We start from the raw sequence: 15,536 nt of genomic DNA on the forward strand, positions 1-15,536 counted from the left end.
ACTGGCTTGCCTTCAGCGCATGAATATCACAGGTATTCTCCTCGCAGCCGGTCACTCCCGCCGTTTTACACATGGCAACAAGTTGCTTTACCCATTGCAGGCAGGCCAGCCGACGGCACTGGTTTCCGCACGAAACCTGATTGCAGCATTGCCTCACTGCCTGGCAGTAGTACGCCCGGGAGCATCCGAGCTTGCAACATTGATGGAAAAGGCCGGCCTGGAGGTATTGGCCTGCCAGCCCCATGAACAAGAAATGGCAGATAGCCTGGCGGCGGCTGTGCGCCATGTCGTTTTTCAGCACTCACCGCCCGATGCCATCGTGATCGCGCTGGCAGACATGCCCTTCATTCTTCCGGAAACCATTGCCGCAGTAGCTCAAAAACTGGCAGAAGGAGCCAACATTGTGGCCCCGACATATCAAGGACTGCGCGGACACCCTGTGGGTTTCAGCAAGCGCTTTTATGCGGAGCTTGCCACCCTGACTGGTGATGAAGGGGCACGCTCCGTACTGCGCCGCCATGTGGAGGATATTCAGCTTATGGAATGTGACGACCCAGGTATTTTGCAGGACTTTGACACCTGGGAAGAGTTGCAGCGCTTATTGCCCAAATCCTAGGGTCTCTGTTCCCGTTTTATTCGTAACCACGCCGGAGCCGGTTTTTGTGCGGGGCAAGGCAGTGCAACAACACCAGGGAGATTTTTTAGCCGCTCTCAACTTGCACAGACACTGCCTGCCGACAGGGCATGGGCAATCGATTGGCTGGTGAGTGCCGCCGCGCGTTGCTGCGAGCGAATCTGGATGATTTCAGCCAGGATGGCAACAGCAATTTCCGCTGGGGTGCGGCTACCAATCGCCAAGCCGACCGGGCCATGCAGGCGGCCGATTTCCTCGTCGTTCAAGTCGAACATGCGCAGGCGTTCACGGCGTTTTGCCTGATTCAATGTTGAGCCCAGGGCACCCACATAGAAAGCTTCCGAGCGCAAGGCTTCAAGCAAGGCCATGTCGTCCAGCTTGGGGTCATGGGTCACGGCGACGATTGCCGTATAGGCATCAGGCACAATATCCAGCACGACGTCATCCGGCATGCCTGCACACCATTGCACACCCTCCACTTGCCATTGCGCGCGGATTTCCTCGCGCGGATCGCATAGCAGCACGTTGAATTCCAGTGCCTGCGCCATGCTGGCGAGCATGGCGCCCAACTGGTTTGCGCCTATGACCAACAAACGCCATTGCGGGCCGAAGTAGTGATGAAACCAGTCGTCTTCCAGGCATGCAACGGTACCCGGCATGGCGTCTCCCAGCACCACCTCGTTGGTGTCCAGGCGCACGGAGCGGCGCAGCAGTTTACGTTGGCGCAAACTGTCGAGAATTGGCTGCAAGCGGCCGGCTTCCGTCACCCGCTCGACAAATATCTGCAAGCGTCCACCGCAAGGGATGCCATAGCGCTGCGCCTCGTCCCGCGTCACGCCGTATTCAAGCAAGCCATTGATTTCAGGCAACCTGCCATTGCGCGCACGGTCTATCAGCTCGTCCTCGATACATCCGCCGGAAACCGAGCCCAGCAATTGGCCATCATCACGCAATGCCAGCATGGCGCCCGGCAAGCGTGGCGACGAACCCCAGGTGCGCACCACGGTGCACAAATGCACGCGATGGCCTGCCTGCAACCAGGTGATGGCGTGTTCCAGCACTTCCTGCTCAGGGGCATGCATGATGCTTATGCCTTCAACTGGTCGCGGATTGGCAGGGTGCGGATACGCTGACCAGTCGCCGCAAAGATCGCATTGCAAATGGCTGGGGCAATCGTCGGGGTAACGGGCTCGCCCACCCCGCCCAGCGGCACATCCAGGCCATGGTCCACCATGTGCACGCGAATTTCGCGCGGCGCTTCGTCAATGCGAAGCACTTGGTATTCATGGAAGTTGCTTTGCTGTGCCACGCCGTTCTTAAAAGTAATCTCGCCCGTCAGGGTAAGGCTTGCACCCATGATACAAGCGCCTTCCGCCTGCGAGCGGATGCGGTCCGGGTTCACTTGCGGACCGCAATCCACGGCAATATCCACACGCGGAATGCTGACCTCGCCATCATCGCCCACCACGACCTCAACCACGGTAGCGATATAGGTCACGAAGTTGTAGCACAATGCCAAGCCCAGGCCATGACTCTTGGGCAACTTGCGGCCCCAGCCCGCCTTTTGGCAGGCAAGCTCCACCACATGGCGCATGCGGCCAATATCAATCGGGTAACGCTCCGGCGATTCGCCATAGTTCCAGCTATCCGAGATGCTTTCCGGGTTAACCTTGCGGGCAGGCCCCAGCAAATCCAGCAGGTAATCGCGGGGATCGCGCTTTGCCTGGTGCGCCAGCTCGGCAACAAATGACTGCACAGCAAACGCGTGCGGAATATTAGAAACCGAACGGAACCAGCCAATCCGCGTATGCGCAGGTATCTCCGGGCTTTCAACGCGCATATTAGGGATATTGAACGGCATGTTCACCGCCCCCATGCCCAGCTCAAAAGGCGCACCACCCTTGGCATTCTCGACAAAGGTCGAGGCAATGGTGGGCGCTGTAGTGCGATGCAGCCATGCGGTAGGCATGCCTTTGGCATCCAGCGCGCACTCAATGCGCTCCAGCGACACCGTGTGGAAATAGTCGTGATGCAGGTCATCCTCGCGGGTCCAGGTCACTTTCACCGGCTTGCCGCCCATAGCTTGCGAAAGCAGGGCGGCTTCCGCCACGAAATCCGGCTTGGATTTACGCCCAAAGCCGCCACCCAGCAGGGTGACATTGACCTTGACGTTTTCAGGCTTGAAGCCGAGATGGCCCGCGACAGTATTGAGCGCTGCCTGCGGATCCTGCACGCATGCCCATGCCTCGCATTTTCCATCGACGATTTGCACGGTGGCAGCGGGCGGCTCCATGGTGCCGTGGGCAATATGTGGCTGGTAATATTCCGCAGAAAAAAGCTGCTTGGATTTGGCCAGCACGCCAACCGCATCGCCATTGTTGCGCACGGCCTTAGCGGGCTTGCGTGCGGCGTTTTCCAGGGTTTTGCGGAAAGCTTGGGAATCATAGCTCGCATTTGAACCGTGATCCCAGGTGATCTTGAGTGCCTCACGGCCCTTGATGGCAGCCCAGGTATTGCTTGCCAGCACCGCAATACCGCCCAAAGGGTGGAACAAGGGCGGCAGGTTGCTGCCTTGCAGCTCGATGACTTTCATCACGCCCGGCACCTTTAACGCAGCGCTGGCATCGAAGGATTTTACCTTGCCGCCGAACACTGGCGGCCTGGCGACCACGGCATGCAGCATGCCCTTCAACTGAGTATCAATGCCGTAATGCGTGGTGCCGGTGACGATCTTCTGGCCATCGATATTGCGCGTGTTCTGCTTGCCAATGTACCGAAATTCGGCCGAGGACTTGAGCTTCAATTTATCCCGCGCCGGCACGGGAACCTTGGCAGCCGCTGCCGACAACTCGCCGTAGCCCAGCTTCTTGCCACTGGGTTTATGCACCACCTGGTGCTGTTTGGCTTCAACTTCGCTGATTGGCACACCCCATGCCAATGCGGCAGCAGTTTCAAGCATCATGCGCGCAGTCGCGCCAATGCGGCGCATCGGCTCGAAATGGTGACGCATGCTGCGCGAGCCATCGGTATTCTGGTTACCGTACCTGGCCTCATTGCCTTCTGCCTGTACAACCTTCACGCGTTCCCAATCTGCCTCCAGCTCATCCGCCACCACCATGGGCAGGCTGGTACGCACTCCCTGGCCCATTTCGGAACGGTGCGCAACGATATTGACGATGCCGTCCGTGCTTATCGAGACGAATACCAGCACGTCTGCCTTCAGGCCGCCAGGCATGGCATCGCCGCCATACTTCTTTGGTTCTTCCACAGCAGCGCGCACCAGGCCATTCACGCCTATGGTGAGGGCAAGCCCGGTCGCGATGCCTACACCCTTGAGCAGGCGGCGGCGATTTAGGTCAGGCAAATCCAATATTGATTCCTGGCTCATTTTGTCCCCTCCTTGGCAGCCAGCTTGATCGCGGCACGGATGCGCGGATAAGTACCGCAGCGGCAGATATTGCCGCTCATAGCTTCGTCGATTTCGTCATCGGTGGGGTTGGATGTGCTCTTGAGCAGGGCAGTTGCGGACATCACCTGGCCTGCCTGGCAGTAGCCGCACTGGGCCACGCCGAGTTCCAGCCAGGCCTGCTGTACTGCCTTGCCCACTTTGTCTTCGCCGATCGCTTCCACAGTCGTGATCTTTTTGCCTACCGCAGCTGATACCGGCGTCACGCAGGCACGCACCGGTTCATTGTCCAGGTGCACGGTGCATGCGCCACATAAAGCCATGCCGCAGCCGAACTTGGTGCCGGTCAGTTGCGCGATATCGCGTATTGCCCATAGCAAGGGCATCTCATTCGGCACATCCAGCTGACTGCTTTTGCCGTTAATTTCCAGCGTGACCATGGTTTTCCTTTCCATCCAAAAACGGGAAAACGTTATATATTTTAAAATATATCGTTTATTATCAATATGATATGCAGAGTATGAGCATATTCCCCTACTCTTTAAATGGAAATATCATCATTTTAGAATTCCATTTTATGGAATAATGATGCGTCAATATCAACACGGACTCGTCCATGCTCAATCGCCTGGAAATGATGCGCATCTTTTGCGCCGCTGCTGAAGCACCCAGCTTCAAGGAAGCCGCCACACGGCTGAGCGTATCGCCACAGGCGGTCACGCGCGCCATCAAGGAACTGGAATCCCTGCTTGGCGAGCCATTGTTCTACCGCAATACACGGCAGATGCGCATTACGGAATTTGGTGAACAGCTTGCATTGCGGGCGCGCGACACAATCCGCAGTGTGGATGATTTATTCCTCACCAGCGGAAATCAGCAGAAGCAGGATATCGGTGGGGTAGTGCGCATCACCGCACCTGTCGTGATCGGCAAGCATTTTCTGTTGCCGGTCCTGAGCCGGATTGCACATGAGCATCCGCATATCACCATTGACCTCCGGCTCTCGGACATGCACAGCGACGTGGTGGAACAGCAGATTGATATTGGCGTCCGCGTGGGGTTTTTGCGCGACAGCAGCTTTGTCGCCCGCTCCCTGGCAAAACTATCATTTATCGTTGTCGCCACACCGGAACTAATCGCGCGCGCGGGTACGCCACAGAACCTGAACGACTTGCATGAAGTACCCACCATTGCACTGGTCGACAAGAGCAGCGGCAAAAGCTGGCCTTGGTTTTTTGCCGATGGCCAGCAATTCAATCCAAGGACGACCAGTTTCATCACCGATGACTCTGATACGGAATTGTCGCTGGCACTCAATGGCGTGGGTTTTGCCCAGCTTGGCTCTCCGCTCGTCATTCCACACCTGAGGAGCGGACGGCTGGTCACCGTACTGGATGAATTTGTCGCGCCATCGTGGAATGTATATGTTTATCGCCCCAGGCGCGGCCCAGTGCCGGAACGCATCCGCATCGTCTATGACGAGATTGCGCAAGCGCTCAGCGACCCGGCGTTTTACCCCACCCGGCGCTAATATGTAAGTAAAGCGCTCAATGCAGGTCGCGCATATTGAGCCTGCGCAACCTGGGCGCAAACTTTGCCACGGCGCCGACCACGGCAATGGTCATGGCACCGCCAAAGATCACTGAAGGCACCAGCCCCAACAACCTGGCTGCCATGCCCGACTCAAATGCGCCCAACTCATTGGATGAGCCAATGAAAATGCCGTTGATGGCAGACACGCGGCCACGCATTTCATCCGGCGTCACCAATTGCATGATGGTCGTCCGCACAATCACCGATACGCCGTCACAAATCCCCGAAATCAACAACAGGAAAGCCGCCAGCCAGAAACTGCCGCTCAAGGCAAACGCAATGATGCTGAGGCCAAAACCCGCAACCGCCATCAGCAAAATACGGCCGGCATGGCGGTTGACCGGGTGGTGCGTGAGCCATATCCCGGTGGCAATGGCACCCACCGCGGGCGCAGCACGCAGGATGCCCAGGCCTTCCGGGCCATGGTTGAAGACATCATGAATAAACATGGGCAGCATGGCCACCGCCCCGCCAAACAACACGGCAAACATATCCAGTGCCTGCGCTCCCAGCATCACCTGGTTATTGAAGACAAAACGCAACCCCTGGGAAATGCTGGCAAATACCGGCGTGCTGTCGGTTGCAGGCGGCTGCCTGACCTTAAGGCTCAACATCGCGGCCACCGCTACCAGCGCAAATACGGCAGAGCTGCAATACGCTGCACTGATCCCGGCCCAGGCGATCATGCCGCCGCCGATGGCAGGCCCCAGCACCAAGCCTGTCTGCAATACCGAACTGCCTATGCTGGCTGCACGCGCAAACTGCTGGCGCGGCAGCACCAGGGCAAACAGCGCGCTATAGGAAGGCCCAATGAAAGCGCGCGCAAAACCAACACAGGCAATGGAAATGTAGATATAAAGCGAAGACTCACTTTCATGCCACAGCCACCCTGCAGCGATTGCTGCTAATACCAGCGCGTTAATCACCAGCACAATGCTTGCCAGTACACCGAACATGCGGCGCGAGTAATGGTCCACCGCATAACCAGCAAACAAGGCCATGCAGAAATAAGGAATCACTTCCGCCAGACCGATCAAACCCAAGGACAGGGGATCGCGCGTGATCTGGTAGATATGCCAACCGACTACCACCGCCATGATCTGGTAGGAAAAGGTAATGCTGACGCGAAAAGCCAGCAATCTCAGGAACGCAGGGTTGCGTAAAGGGTAAGACGAAACGTCAGGTAACATGGTGTTATTGTAAAGAAAGCGCCAGGTTCATTACACCATGGCATTATCAGGGCTATCCGCCTAGCATCATCAGCCCTTTAGCAGCCAGCGCCGCAGCAGGGCGATCACCGGCAAGGCGGCCAGCCCGCCCAAGGCATCGGCAAGCAGGTCATCGAGGCCGGCCTGCCGGCCCTGGATGAACAATTGGTGCAGTTCATCTGCAGCGCCAATCAGGACCACGAGCACCCATGCCACCCCCAAGGGAAGACGTGGAAACGCCAGGCCGGCCAGCACCCCGATAGTGCCAAAGGCAAAAAAGTGCACGACTTTATCCCATGGCGGCGGAAATAACGAACCTGCCCCAGGCGCCTCGCCTCCAATGAAAATACCGGCGATCACAAGAATCAGCATGCCTAGTGCCAGGAATTTCAGACGTTCAGGTGTAATCAATATATTTGTATTCAGGTAGTTAAGCAGATGCGTGGCAGTCAATAGACAATAGCCGAAGCCAAATGCGCAGGAGCCCAATCCTAGCACGGTACGGCATTAGCTGCCATCTTGTGCATGCACAGGCCATGCCAGGGACTTGCGCATGCAGCGGTGGGGAATCCCTACTTGCTGGAACACATCGCCATCGACGCAATATCCCAATGCCTGGTAAAAACCAATCGCGGTTTCGCGCGCATCTAGCATCACTTCATCAAATCCGCGTTGCCGCAAGAATTGCTCGGTAGCATTGACAAGTACTCGCCCCAGGCCGCGTCCCTGCATTGCGGGAGCAACCGCCATCTGGCGCAGCTTGGCCAGTGGCTTTTGGGCTGGCTTGACGACCAGGAAGGCTAACAAATCACCTTGCTCAACCAGTCCGAAATGCCATTGCTGCGCTTCATCCGCAAGATCGGCCGCACTCAGTGTCAACCCGAGCGGCATACGCAGCACTTGCTCACGCAAGCGCAGGCTTTTATCGTAAAGATCGGAAGCATGCCTGATCTCGCTGAAAATCATCCTTAGAGCCCTGTTGTACCAATCACCAGGTTGCGCCCCCCCTGTTTTGCACGATACAAGGCCTTGTCTGCACGTGGCAGCAATGTTGCCGCACTTTCATCCTGTTCGCGTTCTGCAACACCTGCACTAAAAGTGATAAGCACGCGCTCATTATTGAGCATGAAAAAATTACGCGTAAGGTCACGCTGTGCACGCTTCATGATGTCAACTGCCTCCGCCTCTCCTGTCCCCGGCAGGATAATGATGAACTCTTCTCCGCCATACCGCGCCAGCACATCGGTGCTGCGCAACGACTCCCTGATGACCTTGGACAGATGCACCAGCGCCTTGTCACCGGTCGCATGACCGAGCTGGTCGTTCAAGCGCTTGAAATGGTCAATATCCATCATGGCAAGGCTCAAGCGGGTACCATGGCGGTTGGCCCGGTCAAACTCACGCTCCAATGCCTCCTCCATGCCACGCCGGTTCAGCGTGCCCGTCAGGAAATCCTCGTGTGCAACTTCATTCACGTAATCCAGTTTCGAGGTCAATTCCTGGATCAGTCGCTCGGACTCCACTACCTTTTGCTGTGTTTCCAGCAGTATCTCGCGCGACTGGCGGATATTGAAGCTGATACTCCGGGTATCTTCCAGCATTCTGTCTATCAGCGCATGCAACTCCACGATGTCTTCAGTCTCGGTGATTTTCTGCTTGTAGCCATCTATCTTGTCCTGGTAGTCGCTGGCACTGTCAGTCAGGTCGGCCAGGCGCACCACAAACATTTCCGCCATTTTCTTCATGGAATCGCGTGCATCCAGCAACCTGGGCTTTAGCTGCCCTTGCTTGAAGATCAGTTCCTTCAGGCTGCTTTCCGCGTCATACAGCATATCCAGCGACAACGGGCGCGACAGGATATCCTGCACAATCATGGTTTGCCCATGCAGCCATCGGTCCTCCATCACAAGCTCATTCATGCTGGTCATCAATAGCCGCAGCAACTGCAATAGCGCATCATGGGTCCGCTGCTGGGTATCTCCATGCATTTCCAACGTGAACAGCACAGACTTGAGCCCCTCTGCCTGCTTCAGCACATCCTCTTCGGCATAGGCCAGCCGGATATCCTCAAGCAGCGCCTCTGCCTTTTTTGCCATTTCAGGCCATGCGGCAAGCTGCGGAATGACGATCAAGCTGATGGTGCGCATCAGCATCTCGCGCCAGTGGTCGGCAATCCGCGCGTAATATGCCCGCGCAGGCTCGTGCCCAGTCTCGGTCTTTTCCACCGGTGACACTGCCGCAATGCTTTCTCCCGGATCAGCACTCAACGCCAGATCATCGCCGCTGCCTGTCCCCCACGAATCGGCCAGGGCATGGATTTTTTGCGGCAATGCGGGATCGTGCTCGAAATTGCCCAGCAAGCGTTGCAAGCCTTCACGCTTGCGCGAAAGTGTCACGCCCCTATGGCTGGCCTCCAGCTGTTTGAGCAAATGGCGCAGCGCCGTTGGCCAGCTCACCTCCTCGGAAACCCCGGACTGCGGCAGCAGACCGGTCAACTGTTCCTTGAATCGCTGCCAGTTGCTGCTTTCCACCGACTGCTTGATGGCCTGCGCCGCAACCAGGTATTTCGGGCTCTGCAAGCCTGCGACCAGCAAGACTTCATCCAGCGCATTGGCAAGCCCGGTAGAACTGTCTGCAGATTTCACCCCGGCGATTTCGTCATAGACGGCACGGAAATTATCGGGAGTAGGGGGGATTTTGCGCGAAGCAAGCTGCATCAGGGTCTGGCGCGCAATCTCAATGGCAGAAGCGGATTCTTGCATCATGGCTGCATCTTCAAGTTGATAGTGAAGTAGGGCATTAGCATATCGCTAATGGGCAAATTTCAATATATCAATCAAGCAGCTTTTCACCCCGGAAATTCCGGAGATGCCACGCCGTTCACTCCACGGAAAACACTTTGGGCATATCGGGTACACTGATCCCGGCAATTGCGGGTTTTTGCTTGAGCAGTTTCTGAATGGCAGCCACCGGCACATGGCCTTCCACCACATAACCGCCAATCAAGGCCGTATGGCAACTCGACACCCGGGTGACGCCATATTGCTGCTTGATACGCGCCATGTCCTGGCGGTCAAACGCTTCCACCTTGAAGCCATGCTCACGCAAATAGGCCACGTATTTCTGGCAGCAGCCACAATTGGCGTCCTTGTACAGCGTCACCAGCGGCAATGCCCAGGCGGAAGTTGAACTGAGCAACAGCAGGGCAGCCATCAAGCGCATGAGAACAGACATGTTGTTCCGGAAGAATGGATCGGGAGCCTGAGTCTAACAGCTTGATGGCCGGCTGCTCAAACCGCCGCAGCGAGAAGTTGCATTATTTGGCGCACTTTTCTTTTTTCTTGGTTTCTATTTCTTCCACCAGGCCATCTTCAATTTCGACCTCGACACATGCGCCCACTACCAGCGGGCCATGCTTTTGCTCAAGCTCGGTATCTTTGGTGACATTCAGTTGACGACCCGACACTACCCAGGTTCCCACATCCGTTTGCGGGCGGCTTTCAATCACGCCGTAGAATTCTTCCTCCGCAGCCTGGGCGTTGAACGCCATGCCTGACAACGCAAGCATGGCAAGACTGATACATCGTGTTTTATTCATGGCACCACTCCTCCTATCAACTATGAATGTGAAAAATTTCACATTCATTAAGGAATAATTCCCAACAATTAACATGATGTCAATTGTTATGCCAATCCAAACACCTGTTCAAACTGCTCAACCGGCTGCGGCTTGCCGAACAAATATCCCTGATAAGCCAGGCAACCATGATCGGCAAGGAACCGTTGCTGCTCCCTGCTTTCCACACCTTCCGCCACCACTTTCAAGCCCAGCCCATGGCCCAGTGCAATAATGGTTTGCACAATGGAGGCATCATTACTGTCAATCAGGACGTCCCGCACAAAAGAACGGTCGATCTTGAGTTGGGACAAGGGCAAGCGCTTCAGGTATGCCAACGATGAATAACCAGTGCCAAAATCATCCATGGCAAAGCCCACCCCCATTGCCTTGAGCGTATTCATCTTGATGATCATCTCCTCGATATTTTCCACCAAGGTGCTCTCTGTCAGTTCCAGCTTGAGATTCTGCGGATGCGCGCCCGTTTCCTTGAGAATGGCGAATACACGCTCGATAAAATCGTGCTGATGCAATTGGCGCGCACTCACATTGACGGACAGGCACAAGTTTGCAGTTTCCGGACGCTCTCCCCATATTACTAACTGCTTGCAGGCGCTGATCAGGACCCATTCGCCAATCGGCAGGATCAAGCCTGTTTCTTCGGCAAGGCCGATAAAGCCTGCGGGAGAAAGCAAGCCTTGTTGCGGATGCTCCCAGCGTATCAATGCTTCAGCCCCGAGCAAATTGCCCCGACTGTCCACCTGGGGTTGGTAATACAGCCGCATCTCATCACGCCGCAACGCCTGGCGCAAATCCTCCTCCATGGCAGCGCGCTTGGTGATCAATGCCTGCATGGCCGGGTCAAAGAAACGGAAAGTATTGCGCCCCGCAGCTTTTGCCTGGTACATGGCAAGATCAGCACGCTTCAGCAACTCATCAACCGTCACCTGTTGCTCGTTGCTGAACAAGGCGATGCCCACACTGCAGGATGAATAATGCTCGTAGGCCGACAACCTGAACGACTGGCTCAAGGCCAGCAGAATTTTCTCGGCAATATTGCTGGCTTCCTGGGCGGCGTCATTGCTCCGTTCGCTGAGATTCTCCACCACGACCACAAACTCATCCCCGCCCAGACGCGCCACCGTATCCGTGATGCGTACACTGCCGAGCAAACGTTGCGCCACTTGCTCAAGCAGCATGTCGCCAAAATCGTGGCCATGGGTATCATTGAGGGTCTTGAAATTATCCAGGTCCAGAAACAGCAACGCACCCGAACGGTTGAGCCGCATGCTGTTGAGCAATGCCTGCTCAAGACGGTCAAGCAGCAACAGGCGATTAGGCAAGTTTGTCAGCATGTCGTAAAACGCCAGATGCTGGATTTTGCTTTCTGCCGCCTTGCGCTCCGTAATATCCCGCTCGACCGCCACCCAGTGTGTAAACACCCCGGCATTGTTCGCAATCGGCAGGATATCCATCTCCAGCCAGATTTCTTCGCCGTTTTTCTTGTAGTTGATCAACTCGGTACGCACAGATTTGCCCTGCTTGAGCAGATTCTTTACACGCCTCAATTCATCCATTTGGGTATTGGGGCCGTCCAGCATGTCTGGATCCTTGCCGATGACCTCCTCAGCACTGTAGCCCGTGAGCCGCTCGAATGCCTTGTTGACGAAGATGATATGCGGGCTTTGCACCCCTTGCGGGTCCGCTTCTGCAATCAGGACAATATCATTGAGCCGGGCGATACTGGTTTCCAGCAGCCTGAGCTGCTCTTCGGAGCGGTTTCGCTCAATCGCGATCCCGACAATATGGCAACACGCGCTCACCAATTCCATTTCGCGTTGCTCGGGCATGCGCGGTACACGGCCATAGACGCCAAAAGTACCCAGCACCTGCTGGGTGCTGGATAAAATAGGCATGGACCAGCAAGCTCTCAAGCCATAGCGTTTTGCAATATCCCGGTACTCTGCCCAAAGTGGATCCTGCTGGATATCAGCGACAACGACAGTGCGACGCTCATACGCAGCCGTGCCGCACGACCCTATCCCTGGCCCGATATGCAGACCCTGGAGCTTCTTCAGGTAGCTTTGAGGCAGGCGCGGCGCAATACTCCTGCCGAATACTTCGGCCTTCTCAAGCAGCATGATAGAGCCAAGCACTTCCGGATATTGCGCCTCTATCAGCTCCACGCTGGCATGCAAAATATCATCCAGCTCCGCACCAGCCGCTATGCGCTCCAGCAAATGCTGCTGCTCGACTCGTAAACTTTCCTGGCGCTTTTGCTGTTCGATGTTTTCAACCACCTTGATCAGGTTCCGCGGGCTGCCATCCGCATTTTTTACCAAGGTTGCGCTGATACGCACCCAAACCGGCCGGCCGGACTTTGCCCTGTACCGTTTTTCCACCACCGAGTAATCAATCTCGCCATTGAGCAGGCGCTGCCTGTTATTTCGCGCCTCCAGGCTATCTTCTTCATGATTGAGATCGTGGCAGTAGAGCTTCTTCAACTCCTCCTCTGAATACCCGACAATTTCGGAATAAGCCGGATTGACCAACAGAAACCGACCATCAATCGACGTCATGGCAATCCCTGCCGAAGCAGCATGGAAAGTCAGCCTGACCTGCTCCTGGGCCGATTTCAGCTCTCTTTCGACCAGCTGCCGCTGATGGATTTCAGCATGTAGCTCGCGCGTTTGCTCCCGTACCTTTTTACGGATTTGCAGGTTCCAGAGCAATACCAGGCCTGCCACCAAGCCAACCAGCAGCGCTCCACCAGCAAACCATTTCACTAGGTGGGCGCCTCCCTCAGTTTCTCTCCAGACAAACCCATCCAGAGAATAATCTGCCTTGACCAGGCCAAGCTCGGCAAACATCCGGGCAATCAATTCCCAGCGCGCCCGCGTCATACGTCCGATTTCGACCAAATCCGGCAAAATGAAGCGCTGCATTTCCCGTGCTTCATACATCAGTTGCTTGAGATCGGGCGGCTGCTTTCTCGCTGACGGCATATGCAGGATCAATTGCGCGACTTCATGCGGATTGTCCAAGGCATATTTCCAGCCCTTCAGGCTCGCGCGCGTGAACGCCTCAACCCGGTCCGGATGCGCATTTAGCTCAGCTTCGCTGGTGAACAAGGTATCGCCATAGAAATCGACGCCAAAATCCATTGCCACCAGCATGGCAGGCTCAATCCCCAACTCTCTCATGCGCAGAGGCTCCACGGTGGCGTAGGCAGAAATGACGTCGACTTTGTCTTCCAGTAAATCCTCCAACCTGCCGCTTTGAGGCAGGATGGTCATTTCCTGCATATTGATACCGTGCTTGAGCAGCAATGCGCGATGTTGCGCATCGCGCCATTCGGTATTCGCCAGCATGACACGCTTGCCCACAAGATCGGCTGGCGCCCTGATATTGCTGGATTTCTTACTGAGGAGAATATGGGGAGGATGCTGGAAGATGGCAGCCAATGCCACGATGGGCTGCCCTTGAATGCGCGCAATTGCAATTTCGGCGTCACCCACGCCATATTGGGTTTTGCCGGAAACAACCTGCTCAACCGAGGAGTGTTGCATATCGGCCTCGACTATCTCGACCTCCAGCCCTTCGTCGCGATAGTATCCTTGTGCCTGGGCTGCATAGTAGCCGGCAAACTGGAACTGGTGATACCACTTGAGTTGCAGCCTGACCTTATCCAGCGGCTCGGCAACAGCCTGGCCGCTCAGCAGCAGGAGAGACAATAGCAGCACACGCATAAGAACATGATAGATTGAACAGTCCATATCCTTTACTCCCCACTCCGGCATGGCAAACACACGCTGTTCAATGGAAAAATCCTCTATCCAAACCAATCAAGCGCAACAAGAACATTAACCCATAGCGACTGATGTCTTGTCAGTAAACGTGACAACCAATACATCACGATATGCAGCCTGGGTTGAGTCAATCTGCTCAACCTGGGTGACACCGTGCATACATCGCTTGTCATCCACCAGCGCCCAATCCAGCGGATTGGTCAGGGTAAAGCTATCCAGCACAACCTTATTCAGGTTATGCAAAGTCGTCGTGCCGCTGGAAATATTCACGCGCTTGACCATCATCACGAGGACATAATCCACGCCATCCCGGTGCACACCCTCGGGAGCAGGCTTTCCATGCGCCTGCTGGCTGGCCTCGATGCGGAACTGGTGCGCCTCTATATGCCAGCGTGCATCGGGACGCAACCGGCTGAATAAATCCCGACATAAATGCAAGACACCCTGCATGGTCGGACCCTGAACCAGGCTGGCTGGAATCGGCTCGTAAATACGTGCGATCCCGCCATTGAGCGAGTTGTACTCCCGGCTCTGGTAATGCGGTTGATGCGGCTCCAACATGATGGGCCCGGTTTTTTCAGCACTCAGGGTAGCAAAACGGCGGCGGCGATAGCTCCCTCCGTCTGCCATATACTCATCGAGTGGCATGCCATCCCAACTGGCATCAAACACACCCCAATCCGACAATGCTCCAGGGTTGGAGGCCAGTAACCACTCTCGTACCTGTTGCCCCGGCACAAAACTGAATCCGTTGGCTGTGATTTGCTCACAAAGGCTTACCGTGTCATTTACCTGCATCAAATACTTTTCACTCAATTAAAACTGCCTGGGTTGGTTCTCACGATTATTCAAGTCATTAAGATGTTTGGCCTGCTAACTACCCAGCATATTAGCGAATCGCAGGCGATCTTTGAAAAAAACTTGTTGACCCACATCACCAAGTAACTAATTATTTAGTGATGAAATCACACAGTGACATTCCCGACGCCTGGCGAAGCATCTCTGATTTATTTGTTGCACTTGGCGATGCGCATCGGCAGCGCATCCTGCTTTCCTTTGAATCAAACGAGCGTTTGAGCATCAGCCAGATTGCGGCAGCATCCACGCTAAGCCGTACCGCAGTTACGCATCACCTCAAGGTGCTGGAGCAAGGCGGCGCGCTCAGGCGTGAGAAAGTCGGCAAGGAAGTACTGTTCTCCATCGACAAGGACTACATGCAGACCGCGCTCGAAAACGTCCTGCGTTACATCCAGCAAGAAATCTGACAAGA

At 55.6% G+C, this 15,536-nt stretch carries 14 protein-coding genes; 3 read left to right on the forward strand and 11 right to left on the reverse strand.

Translation table 11 applies throughout. The annotated features are described in order from the left end of the window. Nucleotides 1-19 precede the first annotated feature (19 nt). Nucleotides 20-616, forward strand: coding sequence for a nucleotidyltransferase family protein (locus LG198_RS08800; RefSeq protein WP_230342801.1), 597 nt, complete (start codon nucleotides 20-22; stop codon nucleotides 614-616). A 95-nt stretch (nucleotides 617-711) separates the two neighbouring features. Here LG198_RS08800 and LG198_RS08805 read toward each other — a convergent pair whose 3' ends face one another. The 3 genes from LG198_RS08805 to LG198_RS08815 are packed head-to-tail and all read right to left on the reverse strand — an operon-like array spanning nucleotide 712 to nucleotide 4,480. Further along, nucleotides 712-1,716, reverse strand: coding sequence for an XdhC family protein (locus tag LG198_RS08805; RefSeq protein ID WP_230342802.1), 1,005 nt, complete (start codon nucleotides 1,714-1,716; stop codon nucleotides 712-714). Nucleotides 1,717-1,721: 5 nt separating this feature from the next. After that, on the reverse strand, nucleotides 1,722-4,022 hold the full coding sequence (locus LG198_RS08810) for a xanthine dehydrogenase family protein molybdopterin-binding subunit (protein WP_230342803.1): 2,301 nt from the start codon (nucleotides 4,020-4,022) through the stop codon (nucleotides 1,722-1,724). Beyond that, on the reverse strand, nucleotides 4,019-4,480 hold the full coding sequence (locus LG198_RS08815; protein ID WP_230342804.1) for a (2Fe-2S)-binding protein: 462 nt from the start codon (nucleotides 4,478-4,480) through the stop codon (nucleotides 4,019-4,021). The genes LG198_RS08810 and LG198_RS08815 overlap by 4 nt, the downstream gene beginning before the upstream one ends. A 176-nt stretch (nucleotides 4,481-4,656) precedes the next feature. Between LG198_RS08815 and LG198_RS08820 the strand changes: the two genes are divergently transcribed. Next, entirely contained in the window at nucleotides 4,657-5,571 is a 915-nt protein-coding gene (locus tag LG198_RS08820) for a LysR family transcriptional regulator (RefSeq protein WP_230342805.1), read from the forward strand. Between the two features lie 16 nt (nucleotides 5,572-5,587). On the opposite strand, the gene LG198_RS08825 is transcribed toward LG198_RS08820, so the two are convergent. From LG198_RS08825 to LG198_RS08860, 8 genes are all read right to left on the reverse strand, one after another. Beyond that, nucleotides 5,588-6,823, reverse strand: coding sequence for an MFS transporter (locus LG198_RS08825; protein WP_230342806.1), 1,236 nt, complete (start codon nucleotides 6,821-6,823; stop codon nucleotides 5,588-5,590). A 69-nt stretch (nucleotides 6,824-6,892) separates the two neighbouring features. Next, complete coding sequence (locus LG198_RS08830; protein WP_230342807.1) at nucleotides 6,893-7,294, reverse strand: VanZ family protein; 402 nt, start codon at nucleotides 7,292-7,294, stop codon at nucleotides 6,893-6,895. Between the two features lie 54 nt (nucleotides 7,295-7,348). Then, complete coding sequence (locus LG198_RS08835; protein WP_230342808.1) at nucleotides 7,349-7,807, reverse strand: GNAT family N-acetyltransferase; 459 nt, start codon at nucleotides 7,805-7,807, stop codon at nucleotides 7,349-7,351. A 2-nt stretch (nucleotides 7,808-7,809) separates the two neighbouring features. After that, nucleotides 7,810-9,606, reverse strand: coding sequence for a GGDEF domain-containing protein (locus tag LG198_RS08840; RefSeq protein ID WP_230342809.1), 1,797 nt, complete (start codon nucleotides 9,604-9,606; stop codon nucleotides 7,810-7,812). Nucleotides 9,607-9,721: 115 nt separating this feature from the next. Next, complete coding sequence (locus tag LG198_RS08845; protein WP_230342810.1) at nucleotides 9,722-10,075, reverse strand: DUF411 domain-containing protein; 354 nt, start codon at nucleotides 10,073-10,075, stop codon at nucleotides 9,722-9,724. A gap of 82 nt (nucleotides 10,076-10,157) precedes the next feature. Further along, nucleotides 10,158-10,439: a DUF5666 domain-containing protein gene (locus LG198_RS08850; protein WP_230342811.1), complete on the reverse strand. Its 282-nt coding sequence runs from the start codon at nucleotides 10,437-10,439 to the stop codon at nucleotides 10,158-10,160. Nucleotides 10,440-10,525: 86 nt separating this feature from the next. Beyond that, on the reverse strand, nucleotides 10,526-14,233 hold the full coding sequence (locus LG198_RS08855; RefSeq protein WP_230342812.1) for an EAL domain-containing protein: 3,708 nt from the start codon (nucleotides 14,231-14,233) through the stop codon (nucleotides 10,526-10,528). Between the two features lie 87 nt (nucleotides 14,234-14,320). Next, the gene (locus tag LG198_RS08860; protein WP_328485218.1) at nucleotides 14,321-15,082 is read right to left on the reverse strand and encodes a 2OG-Fe dioxygenase family protein; all 762 of its coding nucleotides are present in this window, start codon (nucleotides 15,080-15,082) and stop codon (nucleotides 14,321-14,323) included. 143 nt (nucleotides 15,083-15,225) lie between these two features. Here LG198_RS08860 and LG198_RS08865 point away from each other — a divergent pair, with 143 nt between their 5' ends. Then, nucleotides 15,226-15,531 (forward strand): ArsR/SmtB family transcription factor, encoded by a 306-nt coding sequence (locus tag LG198_RS08865; protein WP_230342813.1) that lies wholly within the window; start codon nucleotides 15,226-15,228, stop codon nucleotides 15,529-15,531. Nucleotides 15,532-15,536 lie beyond the last annotated feature (5 nt).

The organism is Methylobacillus arboreus (genome assembly GCF_020532725.1).
GTDB classification, from domain to species: Bacteria; Pseudomonadota; Gammaproteobacteria; order Burkholderiales; family Methylophilaceae; genus Methylobacillus; species Methylobacillus arboreus.

What these genes read in the sequence shown, in the direction of transcription:
- LG198_RS08800 (WP_230342801.1), top strand. Translation starts at nt 20, where the DNA reads ATGAATATCACAGGTATTCTCCTCGCAGCCGGTCACTCCCGCCGTTTT.
- LG198_RS08805 (WP_230342802.1), bottom strand. Translation starts at nt 1,716, where the DNA reads ATGCATGCCCCTGAGCAGGAAGTGCTGGAACACGCCATCACCTGGTTG.
- LG198_RS08810 (WP_230342803.1), bottom strand. Translation starts at nt 4,022, where the DNA reads ATGAGCCAGGAATCAATATTGGATTTGCCTGACCTAAATCGCCGCCGC.
- LG198_RS08815 (WP_230342804.1), bottom strand. Translation starts at nt 4,480, where the DNA reads ATGGTCACGCTGGAAATTAACGGCAAAAGCAGTCAGCTGGATGTGCCG.
- LG198_RS08820 (WP_230342805.1), top strand. Translation starts at nt 4,657, where the DNA reads ATGCTCAATCGCCTGGAAATGATGCGCATCTTTTGCGCCGCTGCTGAA.
- LG198_RS08825 (WP_230342806.1), bottom strand. Translation starts at nt 6,823, where the DNA reads ATGTTACCTGACGTTTCGTCTTACCCTTTACGCAACCCTGCGTTCCTG.
- LG198_RS08835 (WP_230342808.1), bottom strand. Translation starts at nt 7,807, where the DNA reads ATGATTTTCAGCGAGATCAGGCATGCTTCCGATCTTTACGATAAAAGC.
- LG198_RS08840 (WP_230342809.1), bottom strand. Translation starts at nt 9,606, where the DNA reads ATGATGCAAGAATCCGCTTCTGCCATTGAGATTGCGCGCCAGACCCTG.
- LG198_RS08845 (WP_230342810.1), bottom strand. Translation starts at nt 10,075, where the DNA reads ATGTCTGTTCTCATGCGCTTGATGGCTGCCCTGCTGTTGCTCAGTTCA.
- LG198_RS08850 (WP_230342811.1), bottom strand. Translation starts at nt 10,439, where the DNA reads ATGAATAAAACACGATGTATCAGTCTTGCCATGCTTGCGTTGTCAGGC.
- LG198_RS08855 (WP_230342812.1), bottom strand. Translation starts at nt 14,233, where the DNA reads ATGGACTGTTCAATCTATCATGTTCTTATGCGTGTGCTGCTATTGTCT.
- LG198_RS08865 (WP_230342813.1), top strand. Translation starts at nt 15,226, where the DNA reads ATGAAATCACACAGTGACATTCCCGACGCCTGGCGAAGCATCTCTGAT.